Raw genomic sequence first — 16,039 nt, 5'->3', positions numbered from 1 at the left:
CTTGATTTCTATGCAATCGCCCGGCTCATGGCTATTATTCGGGCCTCATTGTGAGGCGAGACCTGCATGCTGACGTTGTTGAATCTTTTGAAGGATGGTCGATTCCATTCTGGCGAGGCTCTCGGGCTTGCCTTGGGTATCAGTCGGAGTGCGGTATGGAAGCAGCTCCAGCATCTTGAGGCTGAACTCGGGTTGTCCATTAACAAAGTGCGGGGCAGAGGCTATCAGCTGGCTGCGCCCTTGACGCTGCTCGATCCTCTCAAAATTGGTGCCTTGGCACCGGTTTGGCCAATTACAGTCTTTGATTCCATTGACTCCACCAATGCAGAAGCGCTACGCGCGATCAATCAAGGTCGAGTGGCGCCGTTCCTGGTATTGGCAGAACGGCAGATTTCTGGTCGTGGCCGCAGGGGACGTAAGTGGGTAAGCCCCTTTGCTGAAAATCTCTATTACAGCCTTGTCCTGCGCATCGAAGGTGGCATGCGCCAGCTTGAGGGCTTGAGTCTGGTGGTCGGTTTGGCGGTTATGCATACCCTGCGAAAGCTGGGCGTGTCGGGCGCTGGATTGAAGTGGCCCAACGACGTGCTGGTTGGAAACAAGAAAATCGCCGGTATCCTCCTCGAGCTTGTAGGTGATCCAGCAGATGTATGCCATGTGGTGTTGGGTATAGGCATCAATGTAAACATGCAGATTGCTGATGAGGTTGACCAGCAATGGACATCGATACGGCTGGAGACAGGCAAAAGCTGTGATCGCAACGTCTTGGTGGCTGAACTGAGCGAGCAACTGCGCGGCTATATCCAGCGCCATCAGGCCGATGGCTTTTCGGCGCTCCAGGAGGAGTGGGAGAAGGGGCATATGTGGCAGGGTCGACCGGTTTCTTTGATTGCCGGCGTTAGTCATATAGAAGGTGTAGTGCTCGGCATTGATGGTCAAGGTGCGTTGCGCTTGATGGTGGATGGCGTGGAAAAAGTATTTAGTGGTGGTGAGCTCAGCCTGAGGTTGCGTGATGATTCTTGAGCTCGACTGTGGGAACAGCTTTATCAAGTGGCGCGTATTGAGTACTGCGGCTGGAGGTCTTTTCGCGGAAGGCGTGGTCGACTCGGATCAAGCGCTGGTGGATAGCCTGCGTGCATTTGACGGCCTATTGCTGCGCAAATGTCGCTTGGTCAGTGTCAGAACCGGTGAAGAAACGGCCGCGCTCAGTCGGACTCTTGAGCAGACGTTCGGCGTTTCGGTCGTGTGTGCCAAGTCGGCCAGTGAAATGTCTGGTGTCAGGAATGGCTATGACGACTATGAGCGTCTGGGGCTGGATCGCTGGTTGGCGATGCTTGGTGGTTTTCACCTGGCTGCAGGCGCCTGTCTGATTCTGGATTTCGGCACTGCTGTGACGGCGGATTTTATTAATGCTGAAGGGGAGCATCTCGGCGGTTTTATTTGCCCTGGAATGCCATTGATGCGTAATCAGTTGCGCACTCACACCCGGAATATCCGTTACGGAGATTTGGCCGCTGAGCGAGCCTTGACGAGTCATGCCCCGGGGCGGAGTACTGTCGAGGCGGTGGAGCGTGGATGCTCCTTGATGTTGAGAGGATTTGTCCTGACCCAAATGGAAATGGCTCGATCCTATTGGGGGGAGGGCTTCACCGTCTTTATTACAGGCGGCGACGCTGGATTGGTTGCGGACGTCGTGCCTGATGCTCGAATTGTCCCTGACCTGGTGTTTGTAGGGCTGGCCATGGCGTGTCCTTTATCTTGAGGTTTGTATGCGTTGGTTGTTCCTGCTGCTTGTTGTACTCAATGTGTTCTACTACGTCTGGCATCAGCAGGAAGCGCCCTTGCGTGCAAAAGATGTCACGCCTCTCAGCATGTACCGTGGATCTCAGCAGGACATTCGCTTGCTGAGCGAAGCTGGTGGTGACTCCCGAGAAGTGCCGGGCGCGCGCCGCGCCGGACAGGATTGTCTGTTCTTGGGCGGTTTGAGTCGCGAGGAGGGCGTTTCCGGACTGCAGCAGCGGCTGGTGGCCATGAATGTGAAGGCTCAACCATTGCAAAAGGATCTCCCTGAGCCTGGTTACTGGTTGCGCATTGCGCCCGAAAGCCAGCGTTTATTGGGGGATGTGCAGTTGCAGAACCTTTCCAAGGAATTCAATGAGTTAAAACATAAAATAATGCTGTGTGAAGGGGTTGCACCGCTGGAATAGTTTGCATAGAATGGCGCCCGCTCCACAGCGAACACCTAAACAGGTTGTCAAAGCGGAGCAGTGTCAACGCAGCTAACCTCAGGTTTTTAATGAGAAAATGCTTGACAGAAGGTCGGCATAGTATAGAATGCCGGCTCGCTTAGGAGGGGTTCCCGAGCGGCCAAAGGGATCAGACTGTAAATCTGACGTCTACGACTTCGAAGGTTCGAATCCTTCCCCCTCCACCATTTTTAGCGTGAGCTGCAAGCTCCGCGGGTATAGTTTAGTGGTAGAACCTCAGCCTTCCAAGCTGATGATGCGGGTTCGATTCCCGCTACCCGCTCCAAGTTTGCAGGTTGTGCAAAGTGTTACGCTCTTGTAGCTCAGTTGGTAGAGCACACCCTTGGTAAGGGTGAGGTCAGCGGTTCAAATCCGCTCAAGAGCTCCATATAACAAGGCAGATATGAAAATATCTGCCTTTGTTTTAATGGTAGATATCGTTCGTCTAATTCTTCTGTTGAGGGTGTTATCGATGGCTAAGGAAAAATTTGATCGTTCCCTGCCCCACGTCAACGTAGGGACCATTGGTCACGTTGACCACGGTAAAACCACTCTGACCGCTGCTCTGACTCGCGTCTGCTCCGAAGTTTTCGGTTCGGCCGTAGTTGAATTCGACAAGATCGACAGCGCTCCAGAAGAAAAAGCTCGCGGTATCACCATCAACACCGCACACGTTGAGTACAACTCGCTGATCCGTCACTACGCTCACGTTGACTGCCCAGGTCACGCTGACTATGTGAAGAACATGATCACCGGTGCTGCTCAAATGGACGGCGCTATCTTGGTTTGCTCGGCCGCTGATGGTCCGATGCCACAAACCCGTGAGCACATCCTGCTGTCCCGTCAGGTAGGCGTTCCGTACATCGTGGTTTTCCTGAACAAGGCTGACCTGGTAGACGACGCTGAGCTGCTGGAACTGGTTGAGATGGAAGTTCGCGACCTGCTGTCCACCTACGACTTCCCGGGCGATGACACTCCAATCATCATCGGTTCGGCTCGTATGGCGCTGGAAGGCAAAGACGACAACGAGATGGGCACCACTGCCGTCAAGAAACTGGTTGAGACTCTGGACAGCTACATCCCAGAACCAGTTCGTATGATCGACAAGCCATTCCTGATGCCAATCGAAGACGTATTCTCGATCTCGGGTCGTGGTACTGTTGTGACTGGTCGTATCGAGCGCGGTATCGTTCGCGTTCAAGATGCACTGGAAATCGTTGGTCTGCGCGACACCACCACCACCACCTGCACCGGTGTTGAAATGTTCCGCAAACTGCTCGACGAAGGTCGTGCTGGCGAGAACTGCGGCGTTCTGCTGCGTGGTACCAAGCGTGACGACGTTGAGCGTGGTCAGGTTCTGGTCAAGCCAGGTTCGGTTAAGCCGCACACCAAGTTCACCGCAGAAGTTTACGTTCTGAGCAAGGAAGAAGGCGGTCGTCACACTCCGTTCTTCAAAGGCTACCGTCCACAGTTCTACTTCCGTACTACTGACGTGACTGGTAACTGCGAGCTGCCAGAAGGCGTTGAAATGGTAATGCCAGGTGACAACATTCAGATGACTGTTACCCTGATCAAAACCATCGCGATGGAAGACGGTCTGCGTTTCGCTATCCGTGAAGGCGGTCGTACCGTCGGCGCTGGCGTCGTAGCTAAAATCATCGAATAAGCGGTTGTAATGTATTTTTCGGGCCGGCATAATGGTCGGCCTGATTTTGTTTTAGGTCAGTAGCTCAATTGGCAGAGCGACGGTCTCCAAAACCGTAGGTTGGGGGTTCGATTCCCTCCTGACCTGCCAGATTCACTCGGTGTGTCTGGCTTTCTTTTCACAGGATCTTCATAGATGACTCCTAAGGCTGAAGCTCAAGGCTCTCGCTTCGATCTGCTCAAGTGGCTTGTAGTAGTTGCTTTGGTGATTGTTGGCGTTGTTGGCAATCAGTATTACGCTGCTTCGCCGATCCTGTACCGTGTACTCGCTTTGCTCGTAATTGCTGCTGTAGCTGCCTTTGTAGGCCTGCAGACCGCAAAGGGCAAGTCGTTCTTTGTACTGGTTAAGGAAGCTCGCACCGAGATTCGTAAAGTCGTATGGCCAACTCGCCAGGAAACCACGCAGACAACGTTGATCGTTGTTGCTGTGGTTATCGTTATGGCGTTGCTGTTGTGGGGTGTTGACTCCCTGCTCGGCTGGCTTGTTTCCTTGATTGTCGGCTAAGGGTGTCCCGTGGCTAAGCGTTGGTACGTTGTGCATGCTTACTCGGGTTACGAGAAGCATGTCATGCGCTCGCTGATTGAGCGCGTAAAGCTGGCAGGCATGGAAGATGGCTTCGGCGAAATTCTGGTTCCCACTGAAGAAGTGGTTGAAATGCGTAATGGCCAGAAGCGCAAAAGCGAACGCAAGTTCTTCCCAGGTTATGTGCTGGTACAGATGGATATGAACGAGGGTACTTGGCACTTGGTCAAGGATACTCCTCGGGTGATGGGCTTCATTGGCGGTACCGCCGACAAGCCCGCTCCAATCACCGACAAAGAGGCGGAAGCCATTCTGCGTCGCGTGGCCGATGGTAGCGATAAGCCGAAGCCGAAGACTCTGTTTGAGCCAGGTGAGGTGGTTCGTGTTACTGACGGGCCATTCGCTGACTTTAACGGCACTGTCGAAGAAGTTAACTACGAAAAGAGCCGTGTCCAGGTGGCAGTGCTTATTTTCGGTCGCTCTACCCCGGTAGAGTTGGAGTTCAGTCAGGTCGAAAAGGTCTAGCTGAACAAGCATCCCAACCCCGCAGCCCTAGGCTGTGGGGTTTTGTCGTCACTGGGATAAACGCGCAAGTAACCGGGGAGCCTTTCGAGGCGTTCGAACCCGTAATTGGAGTGCCTCATGGCCAAGAAGATTACCGCTTACATCAAGCTGCAAGTGAAGGCCGCTCAGGCTAACCCAAGCCCACCTGTTGGTCCTGCTCTGGGTCAGCACGGCGTGAACATCATGGAATTCTGCAAGGCTTTCAACGCCCGTACTCAGGGTCTTGAAGCAGGTCTGCCGACTCCAGTGATCATCACTGTCTACAGCGACCGTAGCTTCACTTTCGAAACCAAATCCACCCCTGCTTCGGTTCTGCTGAAGAAGGCGGCCGGTCTGACCAGCGGTTCCGCTCGTCCGAACACCGTTAAGGTTGGCACTGTTACCCGTGCTCAGCTGGAAGAAATCGCGAAAACCAAAAACGCGGATCTGACTGCAGCTGATATGGATGCAGCCGTGCGTACTATCGCCGGTTCTGCTCGTAGCATGGGCCTTAACGTGGAGGGTGTGTAATGGCTAAGCTGACCAAGCGTCAAAAGGCTATCGCCGGCAAAATCGAAGCAGGCAAGGCCTACAACATTGTAGACGCTGCTGCTCTGCTGGCTGAGCTGTCGACTGTCAAGTTCAGCGAGTCGTTCGACGTTGCTGTAAACCTGGGTGTAGACCCGCGTAAATCCGACCAGGTTGTTCGTAGCGCTACTGTGCTGCCACACGGCACTGGCAAGACCGTTCGCGTTGCTGTGTTCACCCAGGGTCCAGCTGCTGAGGCCGCTCTGGCTGCCGGCGCTGACCGTGTAGGTATGGACGACCTGGCTGCCGAAATGAAAGGCGGCGACCTGAACTATGACGTAGTGATCGCATCCCCGGATGCCATGCGCGTTGTAGGTCAACTGGGTCAGATCCTCGGTCCACGTGGCCTGATGCCTAACCCGAAAGTCGGCACCGTAACTCCAGACGTAGCCACCGCGGTTAAAAACGCCAAGGCTGGTCAGGTTCGTTATCGCACCGACAAAAACGGCATCATCCACACCTCCGTTGGCAAGATCGGCTTCGATGCCGTCAAGCTGAAGGAAAACGTTGAAGCCCTGATCGCTGATCTGAAGCGTATCAAGCCGGCTTCCTCGAAAGGTATTTACGTCAAGCGCGTCACCCTGAGCACCACTATGGGCCCAGGTCTGGTTATCGACCAGAGCTCGCTGGACGCGTAAGACAAAGGTTGGTGCGATTATTCGCGCCAATTGAAAGATTGGGGTCCCTGCCTGGCGGGGGCTATCCAAGACCGTAGGCGGCGCAAGCCTTAAACCACAAGCCTACGCAGATGGTGCTCCCGGTTCCTTACCGAATCAGACACCAAAACGACATTCGGTTTCGATCGAGTGAAACGGTAACAAGCAGGAGTTAAACCCGTGGCAATTAATCTCGAAGACAAGAAGGCCATCGTCGCTGAAGTCAACGAGGCTGCCAAAGTCGCTCTGTCCGCTGTCGTGGTTGATGCACGTGGCGTAACAGTAGGCGCAATGACCGGACTCCGTAAAGAGGCTCGTGAAGCTGGCGTTTACGTACGTGTTGTACGTAACACCCTGCTCAAGCGCGCTGTTGCTGACACTGAATACAGTGTTCTCAACGACGTGTTCACCGGCCCGACCCTGATTGCATTCTCGAACGAACATCCGGGCGCTGCTGCCCGTATCTTCAAAGAGTTTGCCAAGGGTCAGGACAAGTTCGAGATCAAGGCAGCTGCGTTCGAGGGCAAGTTCCTCGCAGCTAATCAGATCGACGTACTGGCAACTCTGCCGACCCGTGACGAAGCAATTTCTCAGCTGATGAGCGTGATTCAAGGCGCTACCAGCAAATTGGCTCGTACTCTGGCGGCAATTCGCGACCAGAAAGAAGCTGCTGCAGCCTAAGGCTCGTCAACTTCTCGCGTTTTTTGTTTATTTCGATGGTCGCGTAGGCCGTCCCCCAATTCAGGAATTGAGTCATGTCTCTGACTAACGAACAAATCATCGAAGCAATCGGCCAGAAATCCGTAGTGGAAATCGTTGAGCTGATCAAAGCGATGGAAGAAACCTTCGGCGTTACCGCTGCTGCCGCTTCGGCTGGTCCAGCTGCTGCTGCCGCTGTTGTTGAAGAGCAAACCGAGTTCAACGTTGTTCTGCTGGAAGCTGGCGAGAAGAAGGTTAACGTGATCAAGGCAGTTCGTGAACTGACTGGTCTGGGCCTGAAAGAAGCCAAAGAGAAAGTAGACGGCGCTCCTCAGGTTGTAGCTGAAGGCGTTTCGAAAGAAGCTGCTGAAGACGCTAAGAAGAAGCTGGAAGAAGCAGGCGCTAAAGTCGAACTGAAATAAGTATCGACTTTGCTCCTCCAGCCCGAGCGTCAAGCGACAGGCTGATGGCTGGTGGCTCTTGCCACCGGCCTTTTTCCGTTATTGGCAGCCGACTGGGTCGGTGCTGATAAAGGTGCTGTAACCACCCGATGCGGTGGCGCAAACCATGGGGTTTGCACGATTTTCTGGCTGCTCCCGTCGGGAGGGGCCAAACAAGCAGGTGACCAAGCTGGGGAACGCTGATGGCTTACTCATATACTGAGAAAAAACGTATCCGCAAGGACTTTAGCAAGTTGCCGGACGTCATGGATGTGCCGTACCTCCTGGCCATCCAGCTGGATTCGTATCGTGAATTCTTGCAAGCGGGAGCGACTAAAGATCAGTTCCGCGACGTGGGCCTGCATGCGGCCTTCAAATCCGTTTTCCCGATCATCAGCTACTCCGGCAATGCTGCGCTGGAGTACGTCGGTTATCGCCTGGGCGAACCGGCATTTGATGTCAAAGAATGCGTATTGCGCGGTGTAACTTTCGCCGTACCTTTGCGGGTAAAAGTGCGCCTGATCATTTTCGACAAAGAATCGTCGAACAAAGCGATCAAGGACATCAAAGAGCAAGAAGTCTACATGGGCGAAATCCCATTGATGACTGAGAACGGTACCTTCGTAATCAATGGTACCGAGCGTGTTATCGTTTCCCAGCTGCACCGTTCCCCGGGCGTGTTCTTCGACCACGACCGCGGCAAGACGCACAGCTCCGGTAAACTGCTTTACTCCGCGCGCATCATCCCTTACCGCGGTTCGTGGCTGGACTTTGAGTTCGACCCGAAAGACTGCGTGTTCGTGCGTATCGACCGTCGTCGCAAGCTGCCGGCTTCGGTACTGCTGCGCGCGCTCGGCTACACCACCGAAGAAGTGCTCGACGCGTTCTACACCACCAACGTATTCCACGTTAAAGGCGAAGGCCTGAGCCTGGAACTGGTGCCTCAGCGTCTGCGCGGTGAAGTGGCTGTCCTCGATATCCAGGACGATAAAGGCAAGGTTATTGTCGAGCAGGGCCGTCGTATTACTGCCCGCCACATCAACCAGCTGGAAAAAGCCGGGATCAAAGAGCTGGACGTGCCTCTGGACTACGTCCTGGGTCGCACCACCGCCAAGGTCATCGTGCATCCGGCCACCGGCGAAATCCTGGCAGAGTGCAACACCGAACTGTCGACTGAAGTCCTGGCGAAAATCGCCAAGGCCGGCGTCGTTCGTATCGAAACTCTGTACACCAACGACATCGACTGCGGTCCGTTCGTCTCCGACACGCTGAAGATCGACTCCACCAGCAACCAATTGGAAGCGCTGGTCGAGATCTATCGCATGATGCGTCCAGGCGAGCCGCCAACCAAAGACGCTGCCGAAACCCTGTTCAACAACCTGTTCTTCAGCCCTGAGCGCTATGACCTGTCTGCGGTCGGCCGGATGAAGTTCAACCGTCGTATCGGTCGTACCGAGATCGAAGGTTCGGGCGTGCTGTGCAAGGAAGACATCGTCGCGGTACTGAAGACTCTGGTCGACATCCGTAACGGTAAAGGCATCGTCGATGACATCGACCACTTGGGTAACCGTCGTGTTCGCTGCGTAGGCGAAATGGCCGAGAACCAGTTCCGCGTTGGCCTGGTACGTGTTGAGCGTGCGGTCAAAGAGCGTCTGTCGATGGCTGAAAGCGAAGGCCTGATGCCGCAAGACCTGATCAACGCCAAGCCAGTGGCTGCGGCGGTGAAAGAGTTCTTCGGTTCCAGCCAGCTCTCGCAGTTCATGGACCAGAACAACCCGCTGTCCGAGATCACCCACAAGCGTCGTGTCTCTGCACTCGGCCCTGGCGGTCTGACTCGTGAGCGCGCAGGCTTTGAAGTCCGTGACGTACACCCGACTCACTACGGTCGTGTATGCCCGATTGAAACGCCGGAAGGTCCGAACATCGGTCTGATCAACTCCCTGGCTGCTTATGCCCGCACCAACCAGTACGGCTTCCTGGAAAGCCCGTACCGCGTGGTGAAAGAGGGTGTGGTCACTGACGAGATCGTGTTCCTGTCCGCCATTGAAGAAGCCGATCACGTGATCGCGCAGGCTTCGGCGACCATGAACGACCAGAAAGTCCTGATCGACGAGCTGGTAGCCGTACGTCACCTGAACGAATTCACCGTCAAGGCGCCGGAAGACGTCACCCTGATGGACGTATCGCCGAAGCAGGTAGTTTCGGTTGCAGCGTCGCTGATTCCGTTCCTCGAGCACGACGACGCCAACCGTGCGTTGATGGGTTCGAACATGCAGCGTCAAGCTGTACCAACCCTGCGCGCTGACAAGCCGCTGGTAGGTACCGGCATGGAGCGTAACGTGGCTCGCGACTCCGGCGTTTGCGTCGTGGCTCGTCGTGGCGGCGTGATCGACTCTGTTGATGCCAGCCGTATCGTGGTTCGTGTTGCCGATGACGAAGTTGAAACCGGTGAAGCTGGTGTCGACATCTACAACCTGACCAAATACACCCGCTCGAACCAGAACACCTGCATCAACCAGCGTCCGCTGGTGAGAAAGGGCGATCGCGTTCAGCGTAGCGACATCATGGCCGACGGCCCGTCCACCGACATGGGTGAACTGGCACTGGGTCAGAACATGCGCATCGCGTTCATGGCATGGAACGGCTTCAACTTCGAAGACTCCATCTGCCTGTCCGAGCGTGTGGTTCAGGAAGACCGCTTCACCACGATCCACATTCAGGAACTGACCTGTGTGGCCCGTGACACCAAGCTTGGCCCAGAGGAAATCACTGCAGACATCCCGAACGTGGGTGAAGCTGCACTGAACAAGCTGGACGAAGCCGGTATCGTTTACGTAGGTGCTGAAGTCGGCGCAGGCGACATCCTGGTAGGTAAGGTCACTCCGAAAGGCGAGACCCAACTGACTCCGGAAGAAAAACTGCTGCGTGCGATCTTCGGTGAAAAAGCCAGCGACGTTAAAGACACCTCCCTGCGTGTACCTACCGGTACCAAAGGTACTGTCATCGACGTACAGGTCTTCACCCGCGACGGCGTTGAGCGTGATGCTCGTGCACTGTCGATCGAGAAGTCCCAGCTGGACGAGATCCGCAAGGATCTGAACGAAGAGTTCCGTATCGTTGAAGGCGCGACCTTCGAACGTCTGCGCTCCGCTCTGGTAGGCCACAAGGCTGAAGGCGGCGCCGGTCTGAAGAAAGGTCAGGACATCACCGACGAAGTTCTCGACGGTCTTGAGCATGGTCAGTGGTTCAAACTGCGCATGGCTGAAGATGCTCTGAATGAGCAGCTCGAGAAGGCTCAGGCCTACATCGTTGATCGCCGCCGTCTGCTGGACGACAAGTTCGAAGACAAGAAGCGCAAACTGCAGCAGGGCGATGACCTGGCTCCAGGCGTGCTGAAAATCGTCAAGGTTTACCTGGCAATCCGTCGTCGCATCCAGCCGGGCGACAAGATGGCCGGTCGTCACGGTAACAAAGGTGTGGTCTCCGTGATCATGCCGGTTGAAGACATGCCGCACGATGCCAATGGCACCCCGGTCGACGTCGTTCTCAACCCGCTGGGCGTACCTTCGCGTATGAACGTTGGTCAGATCCTTGAAACCCACCTGGGCCTCGCGGCCAAAGGTCTGGGCGAGAAGATCAACCGGATGGTCGAAGAGCAGCGTAAAGTCGCTGAACTGCGCACCTTCCTGGACGAGATCTACAACCAGATCGGCGGTCGTAACGAAGATCTGGACAGCTTCTCCGATCAGGAAATCCTGGATCTGGCGAAGAACCTGCGTGGCGGCGTTCCAATGGCCACTCCAGTGTTCGACGGTGCCAAGGAAAGCGAAATCAAGGCCATGCTGAAACTGGCAGACCTGCCGGAAAGCGGCCAGATGCAACTGACTGACGGCCGTACCGGCAACAAGTTCGAGCGTCCAGTTACCGTTGGCTACATGTACATGCTGAAGCTGAACCACTTGGTAGACGACAAGATGCACGCGCGTTCTACCGGTTCGTACAGCCTGGTTACTCAGCAGCCGCTGGGTGGTAAGGCACAGTTCGGTGGTCAGCGTTTCGGGGAGATGGAGGTCTGGGCACTGGAAGCATACGGTGCTGCATATACTCTGCAAGAAATGCTCACAGTGAAGTCGGACGATGTGAACGGCCGTACCAAGATGTACAAAAACATCGTGGATGGCGATCACCGTATGGAGCCGGGCATGCCCGAGTCCTTCAACGTGTTGATCAAGGAAATTCGTTCCCTCGGCATCGATATCGATCTGGAAACCGAATAACACGTGACGCGATCGAGAGCGGGGCAGGATTGCCCGCTCTCTGCTCCGCCAGGAGGAAAGGCCTTGAAAGACCTACTGAATTTGCTGAAAAACCAGGGTCAAGTCGAAGAGTTCGACGCCATCCGTATCGGATTGGCCTCGCCTGAGATGATCCGCTCGTGGTCGTTCGGTGAAGTTAAAAAGCCGGAAACCATCAACTACCGTACGTTCAAACCTGAGCGTGACGGTCTGTTCTGCGCCAAGATCTTTGGCCCGGTAAAGGATTACGAGTGCCTGTGCGGTAAGTACAAGCGCTTGAAGCACCGTGGTGTGATCTGCGAGAAGTGCGGCGTTGAAGTTGCACTGGCCAAGGTTCGTCGTGAGCGCATGGCGCACATCGAACTGGCTTCGCCGGTTGCCCACATCTGGTTCCTGAAATCGCTGCCGTCCCGTATCGGCCTGCTGATGGACATGACCCTGCGTGATATCGAACGCGTTCTCTACTTCGAGAGCTATGTCGTTATCGACCCGGGCATGACCACTCTTGAAAAGGGTCAGCTGCTGAACGATGAGCAGTACTTCGAAGCGCTGGAAGAGTTCGGTGACGACTTCGACGCCCGCATGGGTGCAGAAGCTGTCCGTGAACTGCTGCACGCTATCGACCTGGAGCACGAGATTGGCCGTCTGCGCGAAGAGATTCCGCAAACCAACTCGGAAACCAAGATCAAGAAGCTGTCCAAGCGTCTGAAGTTGATGGAAGCCTTCCAGGGTTCCGGCAACCTGCCAGAGTGGATGGTGCTGACCGTTCTGCCGGTTCTGCCGCCAGATCTGCGTCCACTGGTCCCGCTGGATGGCGGTCGCTTCGCGACTTCCGACCTCAACGATCTGTATCGTCGAGTGATCAACCGTAACAACCGTTTGAAGCGCCTGCTGGATCTGTCCGCTCCGGACATCATCGTGCGCAACGAAAAGCGTATGTTGCAGGAAGCTGTCGATGCACTGCTCGACAACGGTCGTCGTGGCCGCGCTATCACCGGTTCGAACAAGCGTCCTCTGAAATCCCTGGCTGACATGATCAAGGGTAAGCAAGGTCGTTTCCGTCAGAACTTGCTCGGTAAGCGTGTTGACTACTCCGGTCGTTCGGTAATTACCGTAGGTCCGACCCTGCGTCTGCACCAGTGCGGTCTGCCGAAGAAGATGGCTCTCGAGCTGTTCAAACCGTTCATTTTCGGCAAGCTGGAAATGCGCGGTCTCGCGACCACCATCAAAGCGGCCAAGAAAATGGTCGAGCGCGAACTGCCAGAGGTTTGGGACGTTCTCGCTGAAGTGATTCGCGAACACCCGGTTCTTCTCAACCGTGCACCGACCCTTCACCGTCTGGGTATCCAGGCGTTTGAACCGGTACTGATCGAAGGTAAGGCTATCCAGCTGCACCCTCTGGTCTGCGCCGCGTACAACGCCGACTTCGACGGCGACCAAATGGCCGTGCACGTACCGCTGACGCTGGAAGCCCAGCTCGAAGCGCGTGCGTTGATGATGTCGACCAACAACATTCTGTCGCCAGCCAACGGTGAGCCAATCATCGTTCCGTCGCAGGACGTTGTATTGGGTCTGTACTACATGACTCGTGAAGCGATCAACGCCAAGGGCGAAGGTCGAGTATTCGCGGATCTGCAGGAAGTTGACCGTGTGTTCCGTGCCGGCGAAGCCGCACTGCACGCCAAGGTCAAGGTTCGTATCAACGAAACCGTCAACGACCGTGACGGCAACAGCGTGAGCGGTACCCGTATCGTCGACACTACCGTCGGCCGTGCGCTGCTGTTCCAGGTTGTGCCAAAAGGTCTGTCGTACGACGTCGTCAACCTGCCGATGAAGAAAAAGGCGATCTCCAAGCTGATCAACCAGTGCTACCGCGTGGTTGGTCTGAAAGAGACCGTGATTTTCGCTGACCAGTTGATGTACACCGGTTTCGCTTACTCGACCATCTCCGGCGTTTCCATCGGTGTTAACGACTTCGTTATCCCGGACGAAAAAGCCCGCATCATCGGTGCAGCCACCGACGAAGTGAAAGAGATCGAGAGCCAGTACGCCTCCGGCCTGGTAACCCAGGGCGAGAAGTACAACAAAGTGATCGACCTTTGGTCGAAGGCGAACGACGAAGTTTCCAAGGCGATGATGGCCAACCTCTCGAAAGAGAAAGTCATCGACCGTCACGGCAATGAAGTCGACCAAGAGTCCTTCAACTCGATGTACATGATGGCCGACTCGGGTGCGCGGGGTTCCGCAGCACAGATTCGTCAGCTGGCCGGTATGCGTGGTCTGATGGCCAAGCCGGACGGTTCCATCATTGAAACGCCGATTACTGCGAACTTCCGTGAAGGTCTGAGCGTACTCCAGTACTTCATCTCGACTCACGGTGCTCGTAAAGGTCTGGCGGATACCGCGTTGAAAACCGCGAACTCCGGTTACCTGACTCGTCGTCTGGTAGACGTGGCGCAGGATCTGGTTGTCACCGAGATCGATTGCGGCACCGAACACGGTCTGCTGATGACTCCGCACATTGAAGGCGGTGACGTTGTAGAGCCGTTGGGTGAGCGCGTATTGGGTCGTGTCATTGCCCGTGACGTATTCAAGCCAGGCACCGAGGACGTCATCGTTCCTGCCGGTACCCTGGTAGACGAGAAGTGGGTCGAGTTCATCGAGCTGAACAGCATCGACGAAGTGATCGTGCGTTCGCCGATCAGCTGCGAAACCCGCTATGGCATTTGCGCCAAGTGCTACGGCCGTGATCTGGCGCGTGGTCACCAGGTGAATATCGGTGAAGCGGTCGGCGTTATCGCTGCCCAGTCCATCGGTGAGCCGGGTACCCAGCTGACGATGCGTACGTTCCACATCGGTGGTGCGGCAAGCCGTACTTCCGCAGCCGACAGCGTTCAGGTGAAGAATGGCGGTACCGTCCGTCTGCACAACCTGAAACACGTTGAGCGTGTGGATGGCCACCTGGTTGCTGTGTCCCGTTCCGGTGAGCTGGCAATCGCTGATGACTTCGGTCGTGAGCGCGAGCGTTACAAGCTGCCGTACGGTGCCGTGATTTCGGTTAAAGAAGGTGACAAGGTCGACGCTGGCGCAATCGTGGCCAAGTGGGATCCGCACACTCACCCGATCGTTACCGAAATGAAAGGTACCGTGACCTACGTGGGCATGGAAGAAGGCATCACGATCAAGCGTCAGACTGACGAATTGACCGGTATGACCAACATTGAAGTACTCGACGCGAAAGATCGTCCAGCTGCCGGCAAGGAAATTCGTCCTGCAGTGAAGATGGTCGACGACAACGGCAAGGATCTGTTGCTGCCAGGCACTGACGTTATCGCTCAGTACTTCCTGCCAGCCAACGCCCTGGTCGGTGTTGCTGACGGTGCGAAGATTGCGATCGGTGATGTTATCGCTCGTATCCCGCAAGAAACTTCGAAGACTCGCGACATCACCGGTGGTCTGCCGCGTGTTGCCGACTTGTTCGAAGCCCGTCGTCCGAAAGAAGCGTCGATTCTGGCTGAAGTCAGCGGCACCATCGCGTTCGGTAAAGAGACCAAGGGCAAGCGCCGTCTGGTCATTACCCCGAACGACGGTAGCGATCCGTACGAAGAGCTGATTCCGAAGTGGCGTCACCTGAACGTGTTCGAAGGCGAACAGGTAAACCGCGGCGAAGTTATCTCCGACGGTCCAAGCGATCCGCACGACATCCTGCGTCTGCTGGGTGTGAGCGCGCTGGCCAAGTACATCGTGAACGAGATCCAGGACGTTTACCGTCTGCAAGGCGTGAAGATCAACGACAAGCACATCGAGACCATCCTGCGTCAGATGCTGCGTAAAGTTGAGATCTCCGAGTCCGGCGATTCCAGCTTCATCAAGGGCGACCAGATGGAACTGACTCACGTTCTGGTAGAGAACGAGCGTCTGAGCGCGGAAGACAAGTTTGTCTCCAAGTTCACCCGCGTTCTGCTGGGTATCACCAAGGCGTCGTTGTCCACCGAATCGTTCATCTCGGCGGCTTCCTTCCAGGAAACCACTCGCGTACTGACCGAAGCGGCAGTCACCGGCAAGCGCGATTACCTGCGCGGCCTGAAAGAAAACGTGGTTGTGGGTCGTCTGATCCCGGCCGGTACCGGTCTGGCTTATCACAGCGAGCGCAAGCGTCGCCGTGATGCAGACAAGCCGTTGCGCGTAAGCGCCAGTGAAGTGGAAGCTGCACTGACCGAAGCGCTGAACTCGAGCGGTAACTGAGTTCTGCGGTAAATAAGCTGAGGCCCTGATCGCTCCGTTCGTCGAATCGAGACAAATTGTCAAGGTTCGACAGGCGGGGAGGTCGGGGCCTTGCCTTGACTGG

At 55.7% G+C, this 16,039-nt stretch carries 12 protein-coding genes and 4 tRNA genes; all 16 read left to right on the top strand.

Translation table 11 applies throughout. The features are described from left to right. Window positions 1-66 precede the first annotated feature (66 nt). The 16 genes from birA (at window position 67) to rpoC (ending at window position 15,936) form a co-directional block, all read left to right on the top strand. Window positions 67-1,020 carry a bifunctional biotin--[acetyl-CoA-carboxylase] ligase/biotin operon repressor BirA gene (gene birA, locus M0814_RS24690; RefSeq protein ID WP_103486691.1) on the top strand — a complete coding sequence of 318 codons (954 nt, stop codon included), beginning with the start codon at window positions 67-69 and terminating at the stop codon, window positions 1,018-1,020. Beyond that, window positions 1,010-1,759 (top strand): pantothenate kinase, encoded by a 750-nt coding sequence (locus tag M0814_RS24685; protein WP_003228764.1) that lies wholly within the window; start codon window positions 1,010-1,012, stop codon window positions 1,757-1,759. Before birA ends, M0814_RS24685 begins: the two co-directional genes overlap by 11 nt. A 7-nt stretch (window positions 1,760-1,766) precedes the next feature. After that, window positions 1,767-2,204: a hypothetical protein gene (locus tag M0814_RS24680; RefSeq protein WP_003228761.1), complete on the top strand. Its 438-nt coding sequence runs from the start codon at window positions 1,767-1,769 to the stop codon at window positions 2,202-2,204. Window positions 2,205-2,346: 142 nt separating this feature from the next. Continuing rightward, window positions 2,347-2,431 (top strand) — tRNA-Tyr (locus tag M0814_RS24675). Window positions 2,432-2,455: 24 nt separating this feature from the next. Further along, window positions 2,456-2,529 (top strand) — tRNA-Gly (locus M0814_RS24670). A 26-nt stretch (window positions 2,530-2,555) separates the two neighbouring features. After that, a tRNA-Thr gene (locus M0814_RS24665) sits at window positions 2,556-2,631 on the top strand. Between the two features lie 84 nt (window positions 2,632-2,715). Further along, window positions 2,716-3,909 carry an elongation factor Tu gene (tuf, locus tag M0814_RS24660; protein WP_024164425.1) on the top strand — a complete coding sequence of 398 codons (1,194 nt, stop codon included), beginning with the start codon at window positions 2,716-2,718 and terminating at the stop codon, window positions 3,907-3,909. Between the two features lie 53 nt (window positions 3,910-3,962). Beyond that, window positions 3,963-4,038, top strand: a tRNA-Trp gene (locus M0814_RS24655). Window positions 4,039-4,083: 45 nt separating this feature from the next. Beyond that, window positions 4,084-4,452 (top strand): preprotein translocase subunit SecE, encoded by a 369-nt coding sequence (secE, locus tag M0814_RS24650; protein WP_003228759.1) that lies wholly within the window; start codon window positions 4,084-4,086, stop codon window positions 4,450-4,452. Window positions 4,453-4,461: 9 nt separating this feature from the next. Continuing rightward, the gene (gene nusG, locus M0814_RS24645) at window positions 4,462-4,995 is read left to right on the top strand and encodes a transcription termination/antitermination protein NusG (protein ID WP_025113545.1); all 534 of its coding nucleotides are present in this window, start codon (window positions 4,462-4,464) and stop codon (window positions 4,993-4,995) included. Between the two features lie 117 nt (window positions 4,996-5,112). Further along, window positions 5,113-5,544 (top strand): 50S ribosomal protein L11, encoded by a 432-nt coding sequence (rplK, locus tag M0814_RS24640; protein ID WP_003228756.1) that lies wholly within the window; start codon window positions 5,113-5,115, stop codon window positions 5,542-5,544. Then, complete coding sequence (gene rplA, locus M0814_RS24635) at window positions 5,544-6,239, top strand: 50S ribosomal protein L1 (RefSeq protein ID WP_003228754.1); 696 nt, start codon at window positions 5,544-5,546, stop codon at window positions 6,237-6,239. The genes rplK and rplA overlap by 1 nt, the downstream gene beginning before the upstream one ends. A 198-nt stretch (window positions 6,240-6,437) precedes the next feature. Beyond that, a complete protein-coding gene (rplJ, locus tag M0814_RS24630; RefSeq protein WP_003228752.1) occupies window positions 6,438-6,938 on the top strand; it encodes a 50S ribosomal protein L10 in 501 nt (166 codons plus the stop codon). A 74-nt stretch (window positions 6,939-7,012) separates the two neighbouring features. Then, window positions 7,013-7,378, top strand: a complete 366-nt coding sequence (gene rplL / locus M0814_RS24625) for a 50S ribosomal protein L7/L12 (protein WP_003228750.1) — start codon at window positions 7,013-7,015, stop codon at window positions 7,376-7,378. A gap of 221 nt (window positions 7,379-7,599) precedes the next feature. Further along, window positions 7,600-11,673, top strand: coding sequence for a DNA-directed RNA polymerase subunit beta (rpoB, locus tag M0814_RS24620; protein ID WP_003228748.1), 4,074 nt, complete (start codon window positions 7,600-7,602; stop codon window positions 11,671-11,673). Between the two features lie 63 nt (window positions 11,674-11,736). Beyond that, complete coding sequence (gene rpoC / locus M0814_RS24615; protein WP_003228747.1) at window positions 11,737-15,936, top strand: DNA-directed RNA polymerase subunit beta'; 4,200 nt, start codon at window positions 11,737-11,739, stop codon at window positions 15,934-15,936. Window positions 15,937-16,039 lie beyond the last annotated feature (103 nt).

Source organism: Pseudomonas sp. MWU12-2020 (genome assembly GCF_023100605.1).
Lineage (GTDB): Bacteria > Pseudomonadota > Gammaproteobacteria > Pseudomonadales > Pseudomonadaceae > Aquipseudomonas > Aquipseudomonas fluorescens_H.
This window is presented reverse-complemented; position numbering and strand designations above follow the sequence as displayed.